Here is a 14,731-nt window from a genome sequence, read left to right on the forward strand (position 1 = left end):
CCGCCGACGATAACGGCGCGGGCCCGACGACCACCCGCGAGGGGTGGCCGCCGGGCCCGCCGGCGGAACGGTCAGGTCAGGAGACGTTGACCGCGGTGTCGTCGACCACGAAGGAGGTCTGCAGGTAGACGTCCTCGGTGGCGGTGAACTTCAGGGTGACGGTCTGGCCGGCGTACGCGGCCAGGGAGAACGACTTCTGGCTGTAGCCCGAGGCCTTGTTCAGGTTCGAGTAGGTGGCCAGGGTCGCCAGCACCGTGCCGGACGAGTTGAGCACCTGCACCTTGAGCGTGTCGTACGCCGTGGTGGTGGTCGTCTCGGAGCTGTCGATGTGCAGCCAGAAGCTGAAGTTGTACGACGTGCACCCGGACGGCAGGCTCACCGCCTGGGAGAGCGTGTCGGTGTGGGTGCTGCCGTAGCCGTCCATCCAGGCGTTCCAGGTGCCGCCGTGGGTCGGCTGGCCGCTGGAGCCGTACTGGCCGATGACGCCGGACGAGGCCGTCCAGACGGTGTTACCGGACTCGAAGCCGGGGTTGCCCAGCTTCTGCCCGGCACCGGTGCAGCCACCGCTGCCGCCGTTCACGGTCAGCGTGTAGGTCGCCGTGTGGTTCACCGAGGTGCCGGTGCCGGTGACGGTGACGCTGTAGGTACCGGTCGGGGTGCTCGACGAGGTGCTGATGGTGAGGGTGGACGAGCCGCCCGAGGTCACCGAGGACGGGCTGAACGACGCGGAGGCGCCGGTCGGCAGGCCGGACGCGGAGAACGTCACGGTCTGCGCGGTCCCGCTGGTGGTCGCGGTGGACACGGTGGTGGAGACGGCGTTGCCCGCGGTCACCGAGCCGGAGGTCGGCGAGAGCGTGACGGAGAAGTCGTTGCCGGTCGAACCGCAGGGCGCGTCGTTGCCGGCCACGTTGACCGCGGTCCACGCCGCCTGGACGGTCTTGTACTCGGTCGAGCAGTTGCCGTACAGGTCGGTGGCCGCCTTGAGGGTGTACGCCCGGGCGGTGTTCGCCGGGTTGGTGGTGTTGACGTACGTGGTGTTCGAGGTGAAGTACAGGTCGAGCGCCCGGAACCAGATCTTCTCCGCCTTGGCCCGGCCGATGCCGGTCACCGCCGGGGCGGAGCCGCAGACCGGCGAGGTGCCGTACGCGGTGGAGCCGGTGCCCTCGGCGAGGTTGAAGAAGAAGTGGTTGCCCGGGCCGGACGAGTAGTGCACGTCGACGTTCTTGGTCGAGGTGGACCAGCAGGAGTGCGACGCGCCGTCCAGCGACGGGTTGTACATGTAGCGCAGCGGCGTCCCGTTGCCGTTGATGTTGATCTTTTCGCCGATCTGGTAGTCACCCGGGTCGCTCGGCGCGTTGGCGTAGAACTCCACCATCGTGCCGAAGATGTCGCTGGTGGCCTCGTTGAGACCGCCCGACTCACCGGAGTAGACCAGGCCCGCGACCGCCTCGGTGACGCCGTGGCTCATCTCGTGGCCGGCCACGTCGAGCGCGACCAGCGGACGGGAGTTGCTCGACCCGTCGCCGTAGGTCATCTGGGCGCCGTCCCAGAACGCGTTGACGTAGTTGTTGCCGTAGTGCACCCGGCTCGGCACGCCGCGGCCGTCGCCGAAGATGCCGTTGCGGCCGTGCACGTTCTTGAAGTAGTCGAACGTCTTGGCCGCGCCGAAGTGGGCGTCGACCGCGGCCGACTGCCGGTTGGAGTTGGTGCCGTCACCCCAGGTGTTGTCGGCGTCGGTGAACGTGGTGCAGGTCGAGGTGCCGTTGTTCATGTCGCAGGTACGGCCGTTGCCGTGCGACGGGTCCACCATCTGGTACGTGCTGCCGGAGAGCGTCGTGTCGATGCTCACCGTGCCGGAGTAGATGCTGTTGCCGGTGCCGGCGACCGACTCGATCTCGTCGTAGGACCCGAGCACCTTGCCCGTGGTGGCGTCGGTGATCACGTGCAGCTTGGACGGGGTCTGCTTGTCGGCCTTCCAGCCGGCGGCGACGGTCTCCCAGGCCAGACGGCCCTTGCCCGAGCTGGCGTCGACGAAGAGCTCGGGGGCGTCCACCGAGGTGAGCGTGCCGGAGAACGCCTTGCGCGCGCTGGACTCGGCGGCGGCCGAGCTGACCTTGGCGGTGGTGCTCAGGGCGAGCGGCGCGGCCAGACCGACGGACGTGCCGGCCATCGTGCCGTCCGGCGCGGTGTGGATGACGAAGTCGCCGCCGTAGACGCGCAGGCCGTGGTAGGTCCGGGTGTACCGGGTGTGGGCGGCGCCGGAGGCGTCCACCTTGGTGCGGACGACCTGGTACGCCTCCCCGCTGGCGCCCTGGACGGCACCGGGGTTGGCGCGGAGCAGGCTGTCCGCACGAGCTGCCGCGGATTCCTGGGCAGGTGCGCTGGGTGGTGCCGCGTGCGCCGAGGTGGTGACGCAGGCCAGCACGCCGCTGGTGAGCAGCGCTGCGCTGACGGCGGCAAGGGGTCTTTTCACGGGCCCTCCTGACGGGGGAAAGTTGTGACGGGGGTAGTCACGGATGTAGATATAGCGATACACCGGCGAAAGGGGAAGAGGGGCGGGCGATTCCTGCCGGAGACACTGGCCGTTCGGAGGAGGCGGCGCAGGTGGATGGAACCGAGTGGCGCCGCCGCGCGTCCGACCGGCATGAGAACAGCCCCGGTCGCGGCAGCCGCCCTCGCCGCGTTCCTCGTCCCGCTCGCCGCGTGCGCCCAGGCCGGCGAGACGGGCACCGCCCCGGCCAGCACGCCGGCCACCACTCCGGCCGCCGCCCCGACCGCCGCGCCCACCAGCACCGCCCCCGCCCCCGCCGCCGGCACCGAGCCGGCCGGCCGGCCGGGCGTGGAGGTGGTGCTGACGACGTCCGGCGGCTTCGCCGGGCTGAACGACACGGTGACCGTGACCCCCGACGGCCGCTGGACCAAGGTCGACCGGGCCGGCGCCACGCGTACCGGTCAGCTCGACCCCGCCGACCTGGACCGGCTCCGGCAGCTCACCGCCGACCGGCGTCTCCTCGCCGAGGCGACCGCCACCGCCCCGACGACGGACTGCGCGGACGCCTTCACCTACCAGCTCACCGTGGGTGCGGTCACCACGAGCTACGTGGACTGCGCGCCCGAGCACACACCACCCGCCGTCACCGCCGCGGTGGTCGAACTGCTCACCCAGGCCACCGACTGACCGGCCAGATCGAGCGGACCGGCCCCTCGCCGAGCCCGACCGCCTAGATCCGGTAGTCCGGCGGCAGGCCGGTGGCCCGCAGCTCGGACGACAGGTGGGCGACGTCGTTGTGGGCGATCAGGCTCGGCGGCCCGCCCGCGCCGTAGCGGATCACCGTCAGCCCGCAGTTGTGGTGGTTCAACCCGAGCCAGCGTCGTTCGGGAGCCTCCAGCGCGTGCCGGACGAGCCAGGCGATCAGGAAGTTGTGGGTGATCACCAGCTCCCGGACGTCGCCCTCGGCGGGCGAGGTCGCGAACCGGGCCACGGCCTCCGCCGTCCGGCGCGGCCCGTCGGCCCGCTCGCGCTCGGTGAAGGCGGCCAGGAAGTCCGCGTACGCCGGGGGCAGGTCGGTCGGGTCGGTGTCGTGCGGAAGGTGGTCCCCGACGCTCTCCGAGACGTGTACGGGGACGCCCGGCAGCGCGGCGGCGACCAGCTTCGCGGTCTCCACGGCCCGACGCGCCGGACCGTGGTGGACGGCGGCGAACGGCGTGCCCCGCAGCCGTTCCGCCAGCAGGCTCGCCTGCCGCCGCCCCCGCTCGGAGAGGCCGGTGTCCCCGCCGGCCTCCGGCCGGTCCTGCTCACCATGCCGGGCCAGGTAGAGAAGTCGACTCGCCACGAACACCTCACGGTCGTCGGGAGGCACGAGCCTAGTACGCGCCTCCCGACGATGGGCGCCCCGCGCCCCGGCGTCAGCGGACCGCCCGCAGCAGGGTCACCGAGAGCCAGGCCCAGCCGGCCGCGACGGCCACCGCGAACACCACCAGCGCCGCCGCCTGCCCGCCGCTGGCCATCAGCGCCACCCAGGCCACCCCGAAGAAGGCTCCGGTGATCCCGCTGTACGCCGCCCAGCCGCGTTCGCCGCGCCGGGCGAAGCGGCGGGTGGCGATCAGGCAGGCCGCCACGAGCGCCGTGAAGGCCACCGCCCCGGCGCCGAGGTGCGCGACACCGTGCCAGCTCACCTCGCCCGGGCCGCGCGGCGTACCGGCCGGGAAGCCGTCGAGCGGGTCGGCCGCGAAGATGCCCGCCAGCACCAGGCCGAGACCGTACTGGCCGAGCAGCCAAGGGCCGCTGACCGGACCGAGGCCGGGATGGGGGTTCCGCCGCAGCGCCAGGGCCGCCCCGACGCAGAGCAGCCCGGCGAGGACGAAGTCGCCGATCTGCAGCCAGCCCAGGTTCCCGTTGCTGAGCACGCTCACCGGGTGACGGCGAAAGTCGAAGCCCTCTCGGGTCAACCCCTGCACCAGCGCGACCGCCACCCAGAGCGGGCCGGCAAGGACACCGCCGGCGAGCAGCGCCCGATCCCTGGTCGCCCGCGTCGCCGGCCGCGTCATGACTGCTCCGGTCACCGGTCCACCCTCCTCAGGTACGCGGGAACATCTGGCCGATGCGGATCTTGTTGCCGAACGGGTCGCGAATGCCGAAGTCGATGCCGTACGGCTGCTCGGTCGGCTCGTCGTAGACGTCCACGCCCTTCGCCACCAGGTCCTCGTACGTCTTGTGGGCGTCGTCCGTGGTCATGAAGATGTGGCCGCCCAGCGCCCCCTTGGTGAGCAACTCCCGAACCTGCTCGGCGGTGGCCGGGTCGAGGGCCGGCGGCCCGGGCTTCTCCAGCAGGATCTCGCGCTCCGGGTCACCGGGCAGGTTGACCGTGAGCCAGCGCATGAAACCGAGGTCCGCGTCGGTGTTGACCTCCATACCGAGCTTGCCGACGTAGAAATCGAGGGCCTCGTCCTGGTCGAGAACGTAGATCTGGGAGCGGGAAATCGCGTTCATCGTCATGCCGGAAACGCTAGAGCAGGACGCCGGGCACCCGCTTATCCAAAACTGACCGGTTCGCGCGGGCCGGGACGCCTCGGCCGCCCGCAGGCAGCAACGGCATCCCGACTTCCTCGTTCGTCCCCAGGGGACAGCAGCACCACGCACCCCGCTGCTAGCCTGCCGTCGCGCAGATGCCCATCCGGCGACTACGGGGAATCGCACATGCAGGTCATGCTCGCCTGGTTCGCGGAAACACCACAGGCGGAAGGCGCGCGGGCCGCCCGCGCGGCCCGGTTCGCGCAGGCCCTCGGCGGGCTGGTGCCCGCCTCCTGGCAGCGCCACGAGTTCGGGGCCGACGACTGGGGCGTGATCGTCCTGCACCCCGGGGACCTGGGGAGCTACCGGTGGCCGACAGTCGCCACCGAGGGCCCGGTCACCGCGGTCTCGCTGGGGATACCGGTGGGGCTCGACGTCGCGGCCGGCCCGGCGGCGCTGGCCGGCCGCCTGCTCGCCGGGGCGGACGTGCACCGGGACGTGGTGCCGCCGTTCGGCCTGCTGGCGCTGGGCACCGACCACTTCGTCCTGCAACAGGACTGGCTCGGCATGGCCCGGGTCTTCACCGGCGAGGCCGACGGGGTGACCGCGTACTGCACCCGTCCCACCGCACTGGCCGCGTTCCTGCATGATCGGGTCCGGCCCGACCCGGCCGGGTGGACGTCGTACACCGTCTGCGGTCACTTCGGTGGCGACCTGTCCCCGATCGCCGGCACCCGGCTGCTCCGCCCCGGCGAGCGGGTCACCGGTCGCCGCCGGGCCGGCGGCGGCTGGGACGTCGCCGCCGAGCTCCGGTTCGCCACCGACGACGTGGTGGGCAGCGGGTACGCCGACCAGGGACGGCCGGTGGACGAGCAGCTGGACCGAGCCGCCGACGCCCTGACCACGGCCGCCACCAGCCTGCACCAGCTCCACGACGGCGAGGTCACCCTCGGCCTCTCCGGCGGCAAGGACTCCCGGCTCATCGCCGCGGCGCTGGTCGCCGCCGGCCGCACTCCCCGGTTCGCCACCAACGACGACACCCGGGTGGAGGGCGAGGTGGCCCGCGAGCTCGTACAGCGGCTGCGGGATCGGCGCGGGCTCGACCCGGAGCACGTGATCCAGCGCGCCGGCGCCCCGGCGGCCGTCCTCGACACCGGCCTGCGGGAGCGCGCCCGCCTGGTCGCGGACCTGCACGACCATCAGTTCCCGTCGACGTACCTGATCCGCCCGGCGGCCCGGGCGACACTCCCCGAGTCGGTACGGCCGGCCAGCTTCACCGGCGCGGCCGGCGAGCTGGCCGTCGGCTACTGGTACCCGCCGGCCGACGCCGATCCGGCGCCCACCCCCGAGCAGGCGGGCCTGTCGCGCCTGATGGCCGGCGCGCCGAGCGCCGCCGTGGCACCGGAGGCACTGGCCGCCGAACGGGCCCGGATCGCCGCGATCCTGGCCCGCGCCCGCGCGGTCGGCCTGCGCGACGAACACCTGATCGACTACCTGTACCTGGTCGAACGGATGCGCCGCTGGTGCACCTCCGCCTACGTCACCGGCATGGTCACCCCGTTCCTGGCCCCGGGCTTCGTCGCCACCACCTTCGCGCTCACTGCGGCCCAGAAGCGCGACCGACTGCTGCACACCGCGCTGATCGCCCGGCTGGTGCCCGAGTGGGCGGACGTGCCGTTCGTGAGTGCCACCAGCGGCCCGTCCACCGCTGTCCGGGTCTGGGAGGGCGACGGCGTGGCGGCGGTCGCCGACCTGCTCGACACGGCTTCGGGCCCGCTCACCGGGTTGATGCGCCGTCCGGTGGTGGAGCAGGCGCTGCGCAAGGCGGTGCAGGGCGGTCGGCCGGATTCCCGGATCCTCCAGCAGTTCACCGCGCTGGCGGTGGCGTCGCAGCGGCTCGAGCCCGGCACCACCCGCCCGTCTACCGGCACCACGTACGCCCTGGTCACCGCCCCGCCCCGGCCCCGGGCGCCACAGCAGGGCAGGTTCGCCGGGCTGCGCTGGATCCGGCGGAGCCGGCTCGGCGACCGGCTCTGGGTCAGCGTCCGCCGTCGGGTACGCGGGCGCTGAGCCTGCGGCCGGCGTCGCTCGGCCGCATCCACGCCTTGATGAAGCAGCTCGGCACGCCCGGCGCGACCGCCCGGTGCTGCCGGTACGCCGACGGGGACTCGCCGACGATGTCCCGGAACGTCCGGCTGAACGTGCCCAGGCTGCCGAAGCCCACGGCGTAGCAGATCTCGGTGACCGGCTGGTCGGTGCGGACCAGCAGGTACATCGCCCGTTCGACCCGGCGTCGTTGCAGATAGCGGTGCGGGGTCTCGCCGAACGTGGCGCGGAAGGTACGGATGAAGTGCGCCTCGGAGACGTGCGCGATGCGGGCCAGCGCCGGCACGTCCAGCGGTTGGGCGTACGCGCGGTCCATGGCGTCCCGGGCGCGCAGCATGGCCCGGTTGGACTCCTCGACCGCCCGGCTCATCGAGCCGGCGCCCCGTCCACGACCAGATCGAGGTCGCGGAGCCGGTCGGGATCGGCCACGACCTCGATCGCGAGGATCCGGTCGGTGACCGTGAAGCTGAGCGCGATGGTGGTCCGGCCACCCATGATGACGACCGCGCCCGGCATCCCGTCGACGAACGCGGGCACCGCCGCCTGCGCCCGCCCGGTGAAGAAGCCGGCCACGCCGGCCCGGCCGCGCAGCTCCGCCGTCCCGCCCATCCGCACGGCGGCGGCGTCGCCGCGCAGGACCACGTACGGGTCGAGCAGGCTGACCAGGTCGTCGAAGCGGCCCTCCCGGGAGGCGACGAGGAACGCCTCGACCACCCGGCGTTGCCGGGCGGGGTCGACCTCCGGGTCGACCGACCGACCCTGCACCCGGCGCCGGGCGCGGCTCGCGATCTGCCGTACGGCCGCGACGTTGCGGTCGACCACCGGCGCGATCTCCTCGAAGGAGACGGCGAACATGTCGTGCAGCACGAACACCAGCCGCTCGGTGGGGCCGAGGGTGGTGAGCACCACCTCGAGCGCCTGACCGACCGACTCGGCGAGCAGCGCCTCCTGCTCCGGGTCACGCCCGCCGACCGTCTCGGCGGCCGCCGACTCCCCGGCCACGTCCGCCGGCTCCTCGTGCCGAGCGCTGGCGGAGCGCAGCCGGTCCAGGCAGACCCGCCCGACGGTGGTGGTCAGCCAGCCCGGCAGGTTGTCGATGGCGTCGGCGTCCGCACGGGTGAGCCGCAGCCAGGTGTCCTGCACGGCGTCCTCGGCCTCGGCCGGGGAGCCGAGCATCCGGTGCGCCACCGTGCGCAGTCGGGAGCGCTCTTCCTCGAAGCGCCGGACCAGCAGATCCGTGTCGCTCACGGCCTCGCCACCCTTCACGGCCCTCGCGTGACCGCCGTCACATCTGTCACGCCGCTCGTCCCACCCTCGACATCACCGTGAGGCAGGACGGCGGGCGGCGCGACGACGCCGGCCAGCGTAACAACACAGGACGGATGGAAATGGCTCTCGAAGCACGTATCTCGAACCCGGCAGCGCTGTTCCCCGACGCGGTACAGGCGGTCAACCTGCTCTACAAGGCCGCGCACTCGGCGGGCGTACCCGGCAACACGCTGGAGCTGGTCCACCTGCGGGCCAGCCAGATCAACGGATGCAGCGCCTGCGTCGACGCCGGGGCGCGCAACGCCCGGAAGGCGGGCGAGACGGAGGAGCGGCTGTTCGCCCTGGCGGCCTGGCGGGAGACGCCGTACTTCACCGACGCGGAGCGGGCCGCGCTCGCCCTGGCCGAGGCCGCGACCCGGCTCGCCGACCGGAGCGACCCGGTGCCGGACGGCGTGTGGGCGGAGGCCGCCCGGCACTTCGGGGAGAAGGAACTGGCCGCGCTGGTGCTGTGGATCGCCACCACCAACTTCTTCAATCGGATCAACGCCACCACCCGCCAGCCCGCCCCGCAGCACTGGGGCTGACGGCCGAACTGATGGCCCTCCGGGCAGCGGTCGTGGCCCTGTCACCGGCCACGACCGCTGCGCCGGGCGTCACGTCCGACGGTCGGCCTGCTGCGCCTTCGACGCCTGCCCGGCGGCCTCGATGACCTCGGTCAGCGCGGCGTGGAGCTGGCGCAGGTCGGCCAGCGGCATGCCGAGCCGCTCGACGATGGCCGGCGGGATGCGCTCGGCCTCGCTACGCAGTGCCCTTCCCTTGGCGGTGAGGGTCACCGCGAGACTGCGCTCGTCGGCCGGGTTCCGCTCGCGCTGCAGATAGCCGATCGCCTCCAGCCGCTTGAGCAGGGGCGACAGCGTGCCCGGGTCGAGCTGCAACAGACGGCTCAGCTCGCGTACGGACAGCGGCGCGTGCTGCCAGAGGGCGAGCATCACCAGGTACTGCGGGTGGGTCAGGCCCATCGGTTCGAGCAGCGGACGGTACACGGCCACGACGCCGCGGGCCGCGACGGACAGGGCGAAGCAGACCTGCTGCTCCAGCGCCAGCGGGTTGTCGATCTGACTCAGGTCGCCCGCCCCTTCACCGATTTTCGCCACGGTGCTACGGTACCAACCATTGGTGCACAAACCATTTGGCCACCAACCAATGGTCGCGGGACGGAGGCTGCACGATGGCTGCCGAGGAGAAGAAGGTGCCCGGTGAAGGTGGACGCCTCCTGGGATGGGTGTTCCGCAACCTCGCCGGCCCGCCGACGGTGGAGGGCGCCGTCCAGGGCGGTTCCCGGCAGGCCCGCGACCTGTGGAAGGAGGACCTCGAACGGCGTAAGCAGTGGAGCCGCGAGCAGCGCGAGCGCAAGCGCGCCGAGCGCGAGGCCCGCCGCGGTCACTGAGATGCGGCGGAGCGGCGGGGCCTCGGCGGGCCAGCCCCCGCAACCAATTTCCGCATGTCAGGCCGCCGTCACCAGCCATAGGTGACCGTCGGGGTCGGCGAATGTGCCGGCGTAACCCCACGGCTGCGCGGCTGGCGGCGTCACGATCCGGGCGCCCGCAGATTGGGCCTGCTCGACGATCCGGTGGACCTCGGCGGGGCTCTGGACGGTCAGGCCGAGCACGCATTCACTACGGCCCCGGTCGGCGACCTCGTGGTCGCCGATGACCCAGCCGAAGCCCCCGCTCGGCACCAACATCAACCGCAAGCCGTCGTTCACGGCGAACTGGAGCGGCTCGGGTATCCCGTCCGCTGCCGGCTCACCAACCGTCGCGAGGCCGAGGGCGGCGGAGTAGAAGCGGTGTGACGTCGAGCGATCAGCGATCGGCAGGCTGACGATTACCGGCGAACCAGGCATGGTGGAAACTCCAGGTCGAAGCGGAGAACTGTCACCGTGACAGACCGGCCGACCGGTCGAAAATCATCGCCCGACGGCGAGCGGCCAGACAGGTGTTCCATGACGTGGTGCGGCAGGCAGGTGCCGCCGCGGAAGGACCACGGGCTTGTCTTCCCCTCCGGGCGGGACACCCCGATGAAGCCGACCAACCTCAGCCGCTCTTCGCCCGGCGCCGCGAGACCGCCAACCTGCCCGGTGTCCGCCTGCACGACCTGCGGCACACGGTCGTGTCCGGCTGACGGAGCTGGGCGTCCCGCCGCACGTCGTCCAGGCCACCGCCTCGAGACGCCCGATGTAACTGGAGCCCCCGGCCGGGATCGAACCGGCGACATCTCGCTTACAAGGCGAGTGCTCTGGCCAGCTGAGCTACAGGGGCGCGTGTTGCCGTGGTCAGCATAGCGACTGAGGTCGGCAAATCCCGCTCGGCAGGCCTCCCGAGCATGGAAAACGTCAATTTCCCGACCTCGGCGCCGACGGATGGTCGCCGCGCCCGGTGCGGACCGTGGGGATTGCTGCCTCGGCGTGCTCGGGTGACCGTTATGCCGTATGCGATCGGTCCCACCGGATGTTTCTCATCTTGGCATGGTCGGAAAAGCCGTTTACCGTGCAATGACACGGACGACGCTCCGGTTGGCCTCGGCTGTCCGGGCAACGCCCGCTGGCCGGCACCGAGGGTGCCGGTCGCTCCTTCTCACTCGGATCGTCCGGCACGTTCCTGCCGGTGAAAGGAAGCGCTCCACCATGGCTACGGTCACCTACGCGAAGGCCTCCCGGATCTACCCGGGCACCGAGCGCCCCGCGGTCAACCAGCTCGACCTCGAGATCGGCGACGGGGAGTTCCTCGTCCTGGTCGGCCCGTCGGGTTGCGGCAAGTCCACCAGCCTGCGGATGCTCGCCGGCCTGGAGGACGTCGACGACGGCGCCATCTACATCGACGACCGGGACGTCACCCACCTCCCGCCGAAGGCCCGCGACATCGCGATGGTCTTCCAGAACTACGCCCTCTACCCGCACATGACGGTGTACGAGAACATGGCGTTCGCGCTCAAGCTGCGCAAGACCTCGAAGTCGGAGATCGACCGGCGGGTCAAGGAGGCGGCGGCGCTGCTCCAGCTCGAGGACTTCCTCAACCGCAAGCCGAAGGCGCTCTCCGGTGGCCAGCGCCAGCGGGTCGCCATGGGCCGCGCGATCGTCCGCGAGCCGCAGGTCTTCCTCATGGACGAGCCGCTGTCGAACCTCGACGCCAAGCTCCGGGTGCAGACCCGTACGCAGATCGCGTCGCTCCAGGCCAAGCTGGGCGTCACCACCGTGTACGTGACCCACGACCAGGTCGAGGCCATGACCATGGGTCACCGGGTCGCGGTCATGCTCGACGGCGTCCTCCAGCAGGTGGACACCCCGCGGGCGCTCTACGACACCCCGGCCAACGTCTTCGTCGCCGGCTTCATGGGCTCCCCCGCCATGAACATCAAGACGGTGCCGCTGACCGAGCAGGGCGCCGAGTTCGCCGACATGCACGTGCCGCTGACCCGTGAGCAGGTCGAGGCGGCCAAGGCCGAGGGCGGCGACGGCAAGGTCACCGTCGGCTTCCGTCCGGAGGACTGCGACCTGGTCAGCCCGACCGAGGGCGGCATGCCGGTCGTGGTCGAGCTCGTCGAGGACCTGGGCTCCGACGCCAACATCTACGGCCACGCCGCGCTCGGTGGCAACTCCGAGCGCTTCGTCGTGCGGACCGACCGCCGCTCCATGCCGAACATGGGCGACACCGTGTTCGTGAAGCCGCGCTCGGGCCGCAGCCACGTCTTCCACGCTGGGACCGGCAACCGGATCTGACGTACGCGAAAGGGGCGGTCCGTCACGGCGGACCGCCCCTTTCCGTGTCTGCGGACGCGGGTCAGGCCTCGACGACGCGCCGGCGGGCGACCTCGGCGAGGGTGACCGCGGCGGCGACGCTGGCGTTGAGCGACTCGACGTCGGAGACCATCGGGATGCTGACGGTCAGGTCGCACGTCTCGCCGACCAGCCGGGACAGCCCGCGCCCCTCCGAGCCGACCACCACGACCAGCGGGCCGACCGCGGCCTCCAGGTCGTACAGGTCGGTCTCGCCGTCGGCGTCCAGGCCGACCACGACGAAGCCGGCGTCCTTGCACGCCTTCAGCGACCGGGTCAGGTTGGTGACCTGGGCGACCGGCACCCGCGCGGCAGCACCGGCACTGGTCCGCCAGGCGGTCGCGGTGATCCCGGCGGCCCGCCGCTCGGGTACGAACACCCCCTGCGCGCCGAACGCGGCGGCGGACCGGATCACCGCGCCGAGGTTGCGCGGGTCGGTGACCCCGTCCAGCGCGACCAGCAGCGGGGCGGCCTGCTCCAGCGAGGCCGCCATCATGTCCTCGAACGGCTCGTACGCGAACGGCGGCACCTGGAGGCCGACGCCCTGGTGCAGCACGCCGCCGGTCATCCGGTCCAGCTCGGCCCGGCTGACCTCCAGGATCGCGATGCCCCGGTCGGCGGCGGTCCGGACGATCTCGTTGATCCGGTCGTCGATGTCGATGCCCTGGGCCGTGTAGAGGGCGGTCGCCGGCACCTGGGTGCGCAGCGACTCCAGCACCGGGTTCCGGCCGACCAGCAGCTCCGGGCTGTCCTTCGCCGGGTTGGACTTACGGCCCGGGGCGACCCGGGGGCCACCCCGGCCGGCGGGCTTGCCCTTGCCGCCCTTCAGCGGCACGCCGGCCCGGCTGCCCTTGCCCCAGGTGGTGTCCTTGGTGCCCGGCAGGCCGATCTTGGGGGCGCGCCCCTCCTCGGCCGCCGCGCGGCGCTCCTTATCCTGCTTCCAGGCGGTGCGCTGGGGAAGCTTCTCGGTGCCCGAGTACGCCTTGTGCCAGGGCCGCTCGTCGGCGGGCAGGGTCCGGCCCCGACCCGCGAGGGCGTCCCGGTTCTTGCCGCCGGAGCCCTTCGGGGCACCCGCCTTCGGCGTCAGTCGCCGGCCACGGCGCTGCGAGTTGCCGGCCATCAGTCCTGCTCTCCAATAGTCCAACGGGGGCCCTGGGGGGTGTCCTCGACCACCACGCCAGCCTGCTTGAGCTGGTCGCGTACGGCGTCCGCGGCGGCCCAGTCCTTGCGGCTGCGGGCCTGGGCACGCTGCTCCAGGGCGAGCGCGATCAGGGAGTCCACCACGCCGCGCAGGTCGCTCGCGTGGCCGCCGCCCGTCCAGGCCGGGTCCAGGGGGTCGACGCCGAGGATATCCAGCATCGCCCGCGTGGCGGCGAGCGCCGTGCGGACGGTCACATCGTCGCCGGCGTTCAGCGCCGTGTTGCCGTCCCGGAGCACCTCGTGCAGCACGGCCAGGCCGGCGGAGGTGTTGAGGTCGTCGTCCATCGCCGCGACGAAGCCGGGCGGCAGCTCGCCGAGCGGCCCGGCGCCGACCCGCTCGGCGGCCCGCTGCACGAAGCCCTCGATCCGCCGGTACGCGACCGCGGCCTCGCGCAGCGCGTCCTCGGAGTAGTCGATGCGGGACCGGTAGTGCGCGGCGACGTAGTAGTAGCGCAGCTCCACCGGGCGCACCCCGAGGGACGCCACGTAGTCGAGGTCGAGGGCGTTGCCCAGCGACTTGCCCATCTTGGTGCCGCCGATGCCGAGCAGGCCGTGGTGCACCCAGTAGCGGGCGAACGGCAGGTCGGCCGCCTGGGACTGGGCCAGCTCGTTCTCGTGGTGCGGAAAGGTCAGGTCGAGCCCGCCGCCGTGGATGTCGAACTCCGCACCCAGGTAGCGCCAGCACATCGCCGAGCACTCGATGTGCCAGCCGGGCCGGCCCCGGCCCCACGGCGACGGCCAGTACGCGTCCGCCGGCTCGTCCGGCTTGACGCCCTTCCAGAGCGCGAAGTCGCGCGGGTCGCGCTTGCCCCGCTCCGGGGCGTCCCCGGCGGGCTGCATGTCCTCCGGCGACTGCCCGGACAGCGACCCGTACGCCGGCCAGGAGGCCACGTCGAAGTAGACGTCGCCGGAGCCGTCGGTGGCCGGGTAGGCGTGCCCGGTCTCGATCAGCCGGGCGATCAGCTCGTGCATCTCCGGGATGTGCCCGGTGGCCCGCGGCTCGTAGGTCGGCGGCAGCACGTTCAGCGCCCGGTACGACTCGGCCAGAATCTGCTCGTTGGCGTACGCGATCGACCAGAACGGGCGGCCCTGCTCCATCGCCTTGAACAGGATCTTGTCGTCGATGTCGGTCAGATTGCGGATGAAGGTGACCTCGAAGCCGGCGGCGACCAGCCAGCGGCGCAGCACGTCATAGTTGACACCGGACCGAAGGTGGCCGATGTGCGGCGGGGCCTGGAGGGTGAGACCACACAGGTAGACGCCCACCTTGCCGGCTTCCCTGGGGACGAAGTCCCGGACCGTTCGGGTGGCGG

15 protein-coding genes and 1 tRNA gene are annotated in these 14,731 nt (G+C 72.3%); 5 read left to right on the forward strand and 11 right to left on the reverse strand.

The genetic code is table 11. The annotated features are described in order from the left end of the window. Positions 1-76 precede the first annotated feature (76 nt). Positions 77-2,473: a M4 family metallopeptidase gene (locus tag ABZ570_RS12995; RefSeq protein WP_358061422.1), complete on the reverse strand. Its 2,397-nt coding sequence runs from the start codon at positions 2,471-2,473 to the stop codon at positions 77-79. Positions 2,474-2,644: 171 nt separating this feature from the next. Here ABZ570_RS12995 and ABZ570_RS13000 point away from each other — a divergent pair, with 171 nt between their 5' ends. Beyond that, entirely contained in the window at positions 2,645-3,178 is a 534-nt protein-coding gene (locus tag ABZ570_RS13000; protein WP_358061425.1) for a hypothetical protein, read from the forward strand. A gap of 43 nt (positions 3,179-3,221) precedes the next feature. Here the strand turns inward: ABZ570_RS13000 and ABZ570_RS13005 are convergent, their stop codons facing one another. The 3 genes from ABZ570_RS13005 to ABZ570_RS13015 form a co-directional block, all read right to left on the reverse strand. Then, positions 3,222-3,833, reverse strand: coding sequence for a histidine phosphatase family protein (locus ABZ570_RS13005; RefSeq protein WP_358061428.1), 612 nt, complete (start codon positions 3,831-3,833; stop codon positions 3,222-3,224). 73 nt (positions 3,834-3,906) lie between these two features. Then, complete coding sequence (locus ABZ570_RS13010) at positions 3,907-4,563, reverse strand: DUF998 domain-containing protein (RefSeq protein ID WP_358061431.1); 657 nt, start codon at positions 4,561-4,563, stop codon at positions 3,907-3,909. A 13-nt stretch (positions 4,564-4,576) separates the two neighbouring features. Beyond that, entirely contained in the window at positions 4,577-4,996 is a 420-nt protein-coding gene (locus ABZ570_RS13015) for a VOC family protein (protein ID WP_358061434.1), read from the reverse strand. Between the two features lie 201 nt (positions 4,997-5,197). Here ABZ570_RS13015 and ABZ570_RS13020 point away from each other — a divergent pair, with 201 nt between their 5' ends. After that, entirely contained in the window at positions 5,198-7,081 is a 1,884-nt protein-coding gene (locus tag ABZ570_RS13020) for a hypothetical protein (protein WP_358061437.1), read from the forward strand. Here the strand turns inward: ABZ570_RS13020 and ABZ570_RS13025 are convergent. Both ABZ570_RS13025 and ABZ570_RS13030 read right to left on the reverse strand, forming a co-directional pair. Next, positions 7,050-7,487: a helix-turn-helix transcriptional regulator gene (locus ABZ570_RS13025; protein ID WP_358061440.1), complete on the reverse strand. Its 438-nt coding sequence runs from the start codon at positions 7,485-7,487 to the stop codon at positions 7,050-7,052. The two genes, ABZ570_RS13020 and ABZ570_RS13025, sit on opposite strands and share 32 nt — an antisense overlap. After that, positions 7,484-8,365 carry a sigma-70 family RNA polymerase sigma factor gene (locus tag ABZ570_RS13030; protein WP_358061443.1) on the reverse strand — a complete coding sequence of 294 codons (882 nt, stop codon included), beginning with the start codon at positions 8,363-8,365 and terminating at the stop codon, positions 7,484-7,486. The genes ABZ570_RS13025 and ABZ570_RS13030 overlap by 4 nt, the downstream gene beginning before the upstream one ends. A gap of 140 nt (positions 8,366-8,505) precedes the next feature. Here ABZ570_RS13030 and ABZ570_RS13035 point away from each other — a divergent pair, with 140 nt between their 5' ends. Next, on the forward strand, positions 8,506-8,970 hold the full coding sequence (locus tag ABZ570_RS13035) for a carboxymuconolactone decarboxylase family protein (RefSeq protein WP_358061446.1): 465 nt from the start codon (positions 8,506-8,508) through the stop codon (positions 8,968-8,970). A 69-nt stretch (positions 8,971-9,039) separates the two neighbouring features. Here the strand turns inward: ABZ570_RS13035 and ABZ570_RS13040 are convergent, their stop codons facing one another. Beyond that, positions 9,040-9,540: a MarR family transcriptional regulator gene (locus ABZ570_RS13040; protein WP_358061449.1), complete on the reverse strand. Its 501-nt coding sequence runs from the start codon at positions 9,538-9,540 to the stop codon at positions 9,040-9,042. Between the two features lie 74 nt (positions 9,541-9,614). Between ABZ570_RS13040 and ABZ570_RS13045 the strand changes: the two genes are divergently transcribed. Next, a complete protein-coding gene (locus ABZ570_RS13045; protein ID WP_358061452.1) occupies positions 9,615-9,833 on the forward strand; it encodes a hypothetical protein in 219 nt (72 codons plus the stop codon). Between the two features lie 57 nt (positions 9,834-9,890). On the opposite strand, the gene ABZ570_RS13050 is transcribed toward ABZ570_RS13045, so the two are convergent. Then, complete coding sequence (locus ABZ570_RS13050) at positions 9,891-10,289, reverse strand: VOC family protein (protein ID WP_358061455.1); 399 nt, start codon at positions 10,287-10,289, stop codon at positions 9,891-9,893. 338 nt (positions 10,290-10,627) lie between these two features. After that, positions 10,628-10,704, reverse strand: a tRNA-Thr gene (locus tag ABZ570_RS13055). A 365-nt stretch (positions 10,705-11,069) separates the two neighbouring features. Here ABZ570_RS13055 and ugpC point away from each other — a divergent pair. Further along, on the forward strand, positions 11,070-12,161 hold the full coding sequence (gene ugpC, locus ABZ570_RS13060) for a sn-glycerol-3-phosphate ABC transporter ATP-binding protein UgpC (RefSeq protein WP_358061458.1): 1,092 nt from the start codon (positions 11,070-11,072) through the stop codon (positions 12,159-12,161). Positions 12,162-12,222: 61 nt separating this feature from the next. On the opposite strand, the gene rlmB is transcribed toward ugpC, so the two are convergent. Further along, the gene (gene rlmB / locus ABZ570_RS13065; RefSeq protein WP_358061461.1) at positions 12,223-13,338 is read right to left on the reverse strand and encodes a 23S rRNA (guanosine(2251)-2'-O)-methyltransferase RlmB; all 1,116 of its coding nucleotides are present in this window, start codon (positions 13,336-13,338) and stop codon (positions 12,223-12,225) included. Beyond that, positions 13,338-14,731: cysteine--tRNA ligase (gene cysS, locus ABZ570_RS13070; RefSeq protein WP_358061464.1), on the reverse strand; the 1,394-nt coding region annotated here is incomplete at its 5' end. The genes cysS and rlmB, both read right to left, overlap by 1 nt.

Origin of the sequence: Micromonospora sp. NPDC007271 (assembly GCF_040634005.1) — a bacterium.
In the GTDB taxonomy this organism is placed as follows: Bacteria; Actinomycetota; Actinomycetes; order Mycobacteriales; family Micromonosporaceae; genus Micromonospora.

What these genes read in the sequence shown, in the direction of transcription:
- ABZ570_RS13000 (WP_358061425.1), top strand. Translation starts at nt 2,645, where the DNA reads ATGAGAACAGCCCCGGTCGCGGCAGCCGCCCTCGCCGCGTTCCTCGTC.
- ABZ570_RS13015 (WP_358061434.1), bottom strand. Translation starts at nt 4,996, where the DNA reads ATGACGATGAACGCGATTTCCCGCTCCCAGATCTACGTTCTCGACCAG.
- ABZ570_RS13020 (WP_358061437.1), top strand. Translation starts at nt 5,198, where the DNA reads ATGCAGGTCATGCTCGCCTGGTTCGCGGAAACACCACAGGCGGAAGGC.
- ABZ570_RS13025 (WP_358061440.1), bottom strand. Translation starts at nt 7,487, where the DNA reads ATGAGCCGGGCGGTCGAGGAGTCCAACCGGGCCATGCTGCGCGCCCGG.
- ABZ570_RS13035 (WP_358061446.1), top strand. Translation starts at nt 8,506, where the DNA reads ATGGCTCTCGAAGCACGTATCTCGAACCCGGCAGCGCTGTTCCCCGAC.
- ABZ570_RS13045 (WP_358061452.1), top strand. Translation starts at nt 9,615, where the DNA reads ATGGCTGCCGAGGAGAAGAAGGTGCCCGGTGAAGGTGGACGCCTCCTG.
- ABZ570_RS13050 (WP_358061455.1), bottom strand. Translation starts at nt 10,289, where the DNA reads ATGCCTGGTTCGCCGGTAATCGTCAGCCTGCCGATCGCTGATCGCTCG.
- ugpC (WP_358061458.1), top strand. Translation starts at nt 11,070, where the DNA reads ATGGCTACGGTCACCTACGCGAAGGCCTCCCGGATCTACCCGGGCACC.
- rlmB (WP_358061461.1), bottom strand. Translation starts at nt 13,338, where the DNA reads ATGGCCGGCAACTCGCAGCGCCGTGGCCGGCGACTGACGCCGAAGGCG.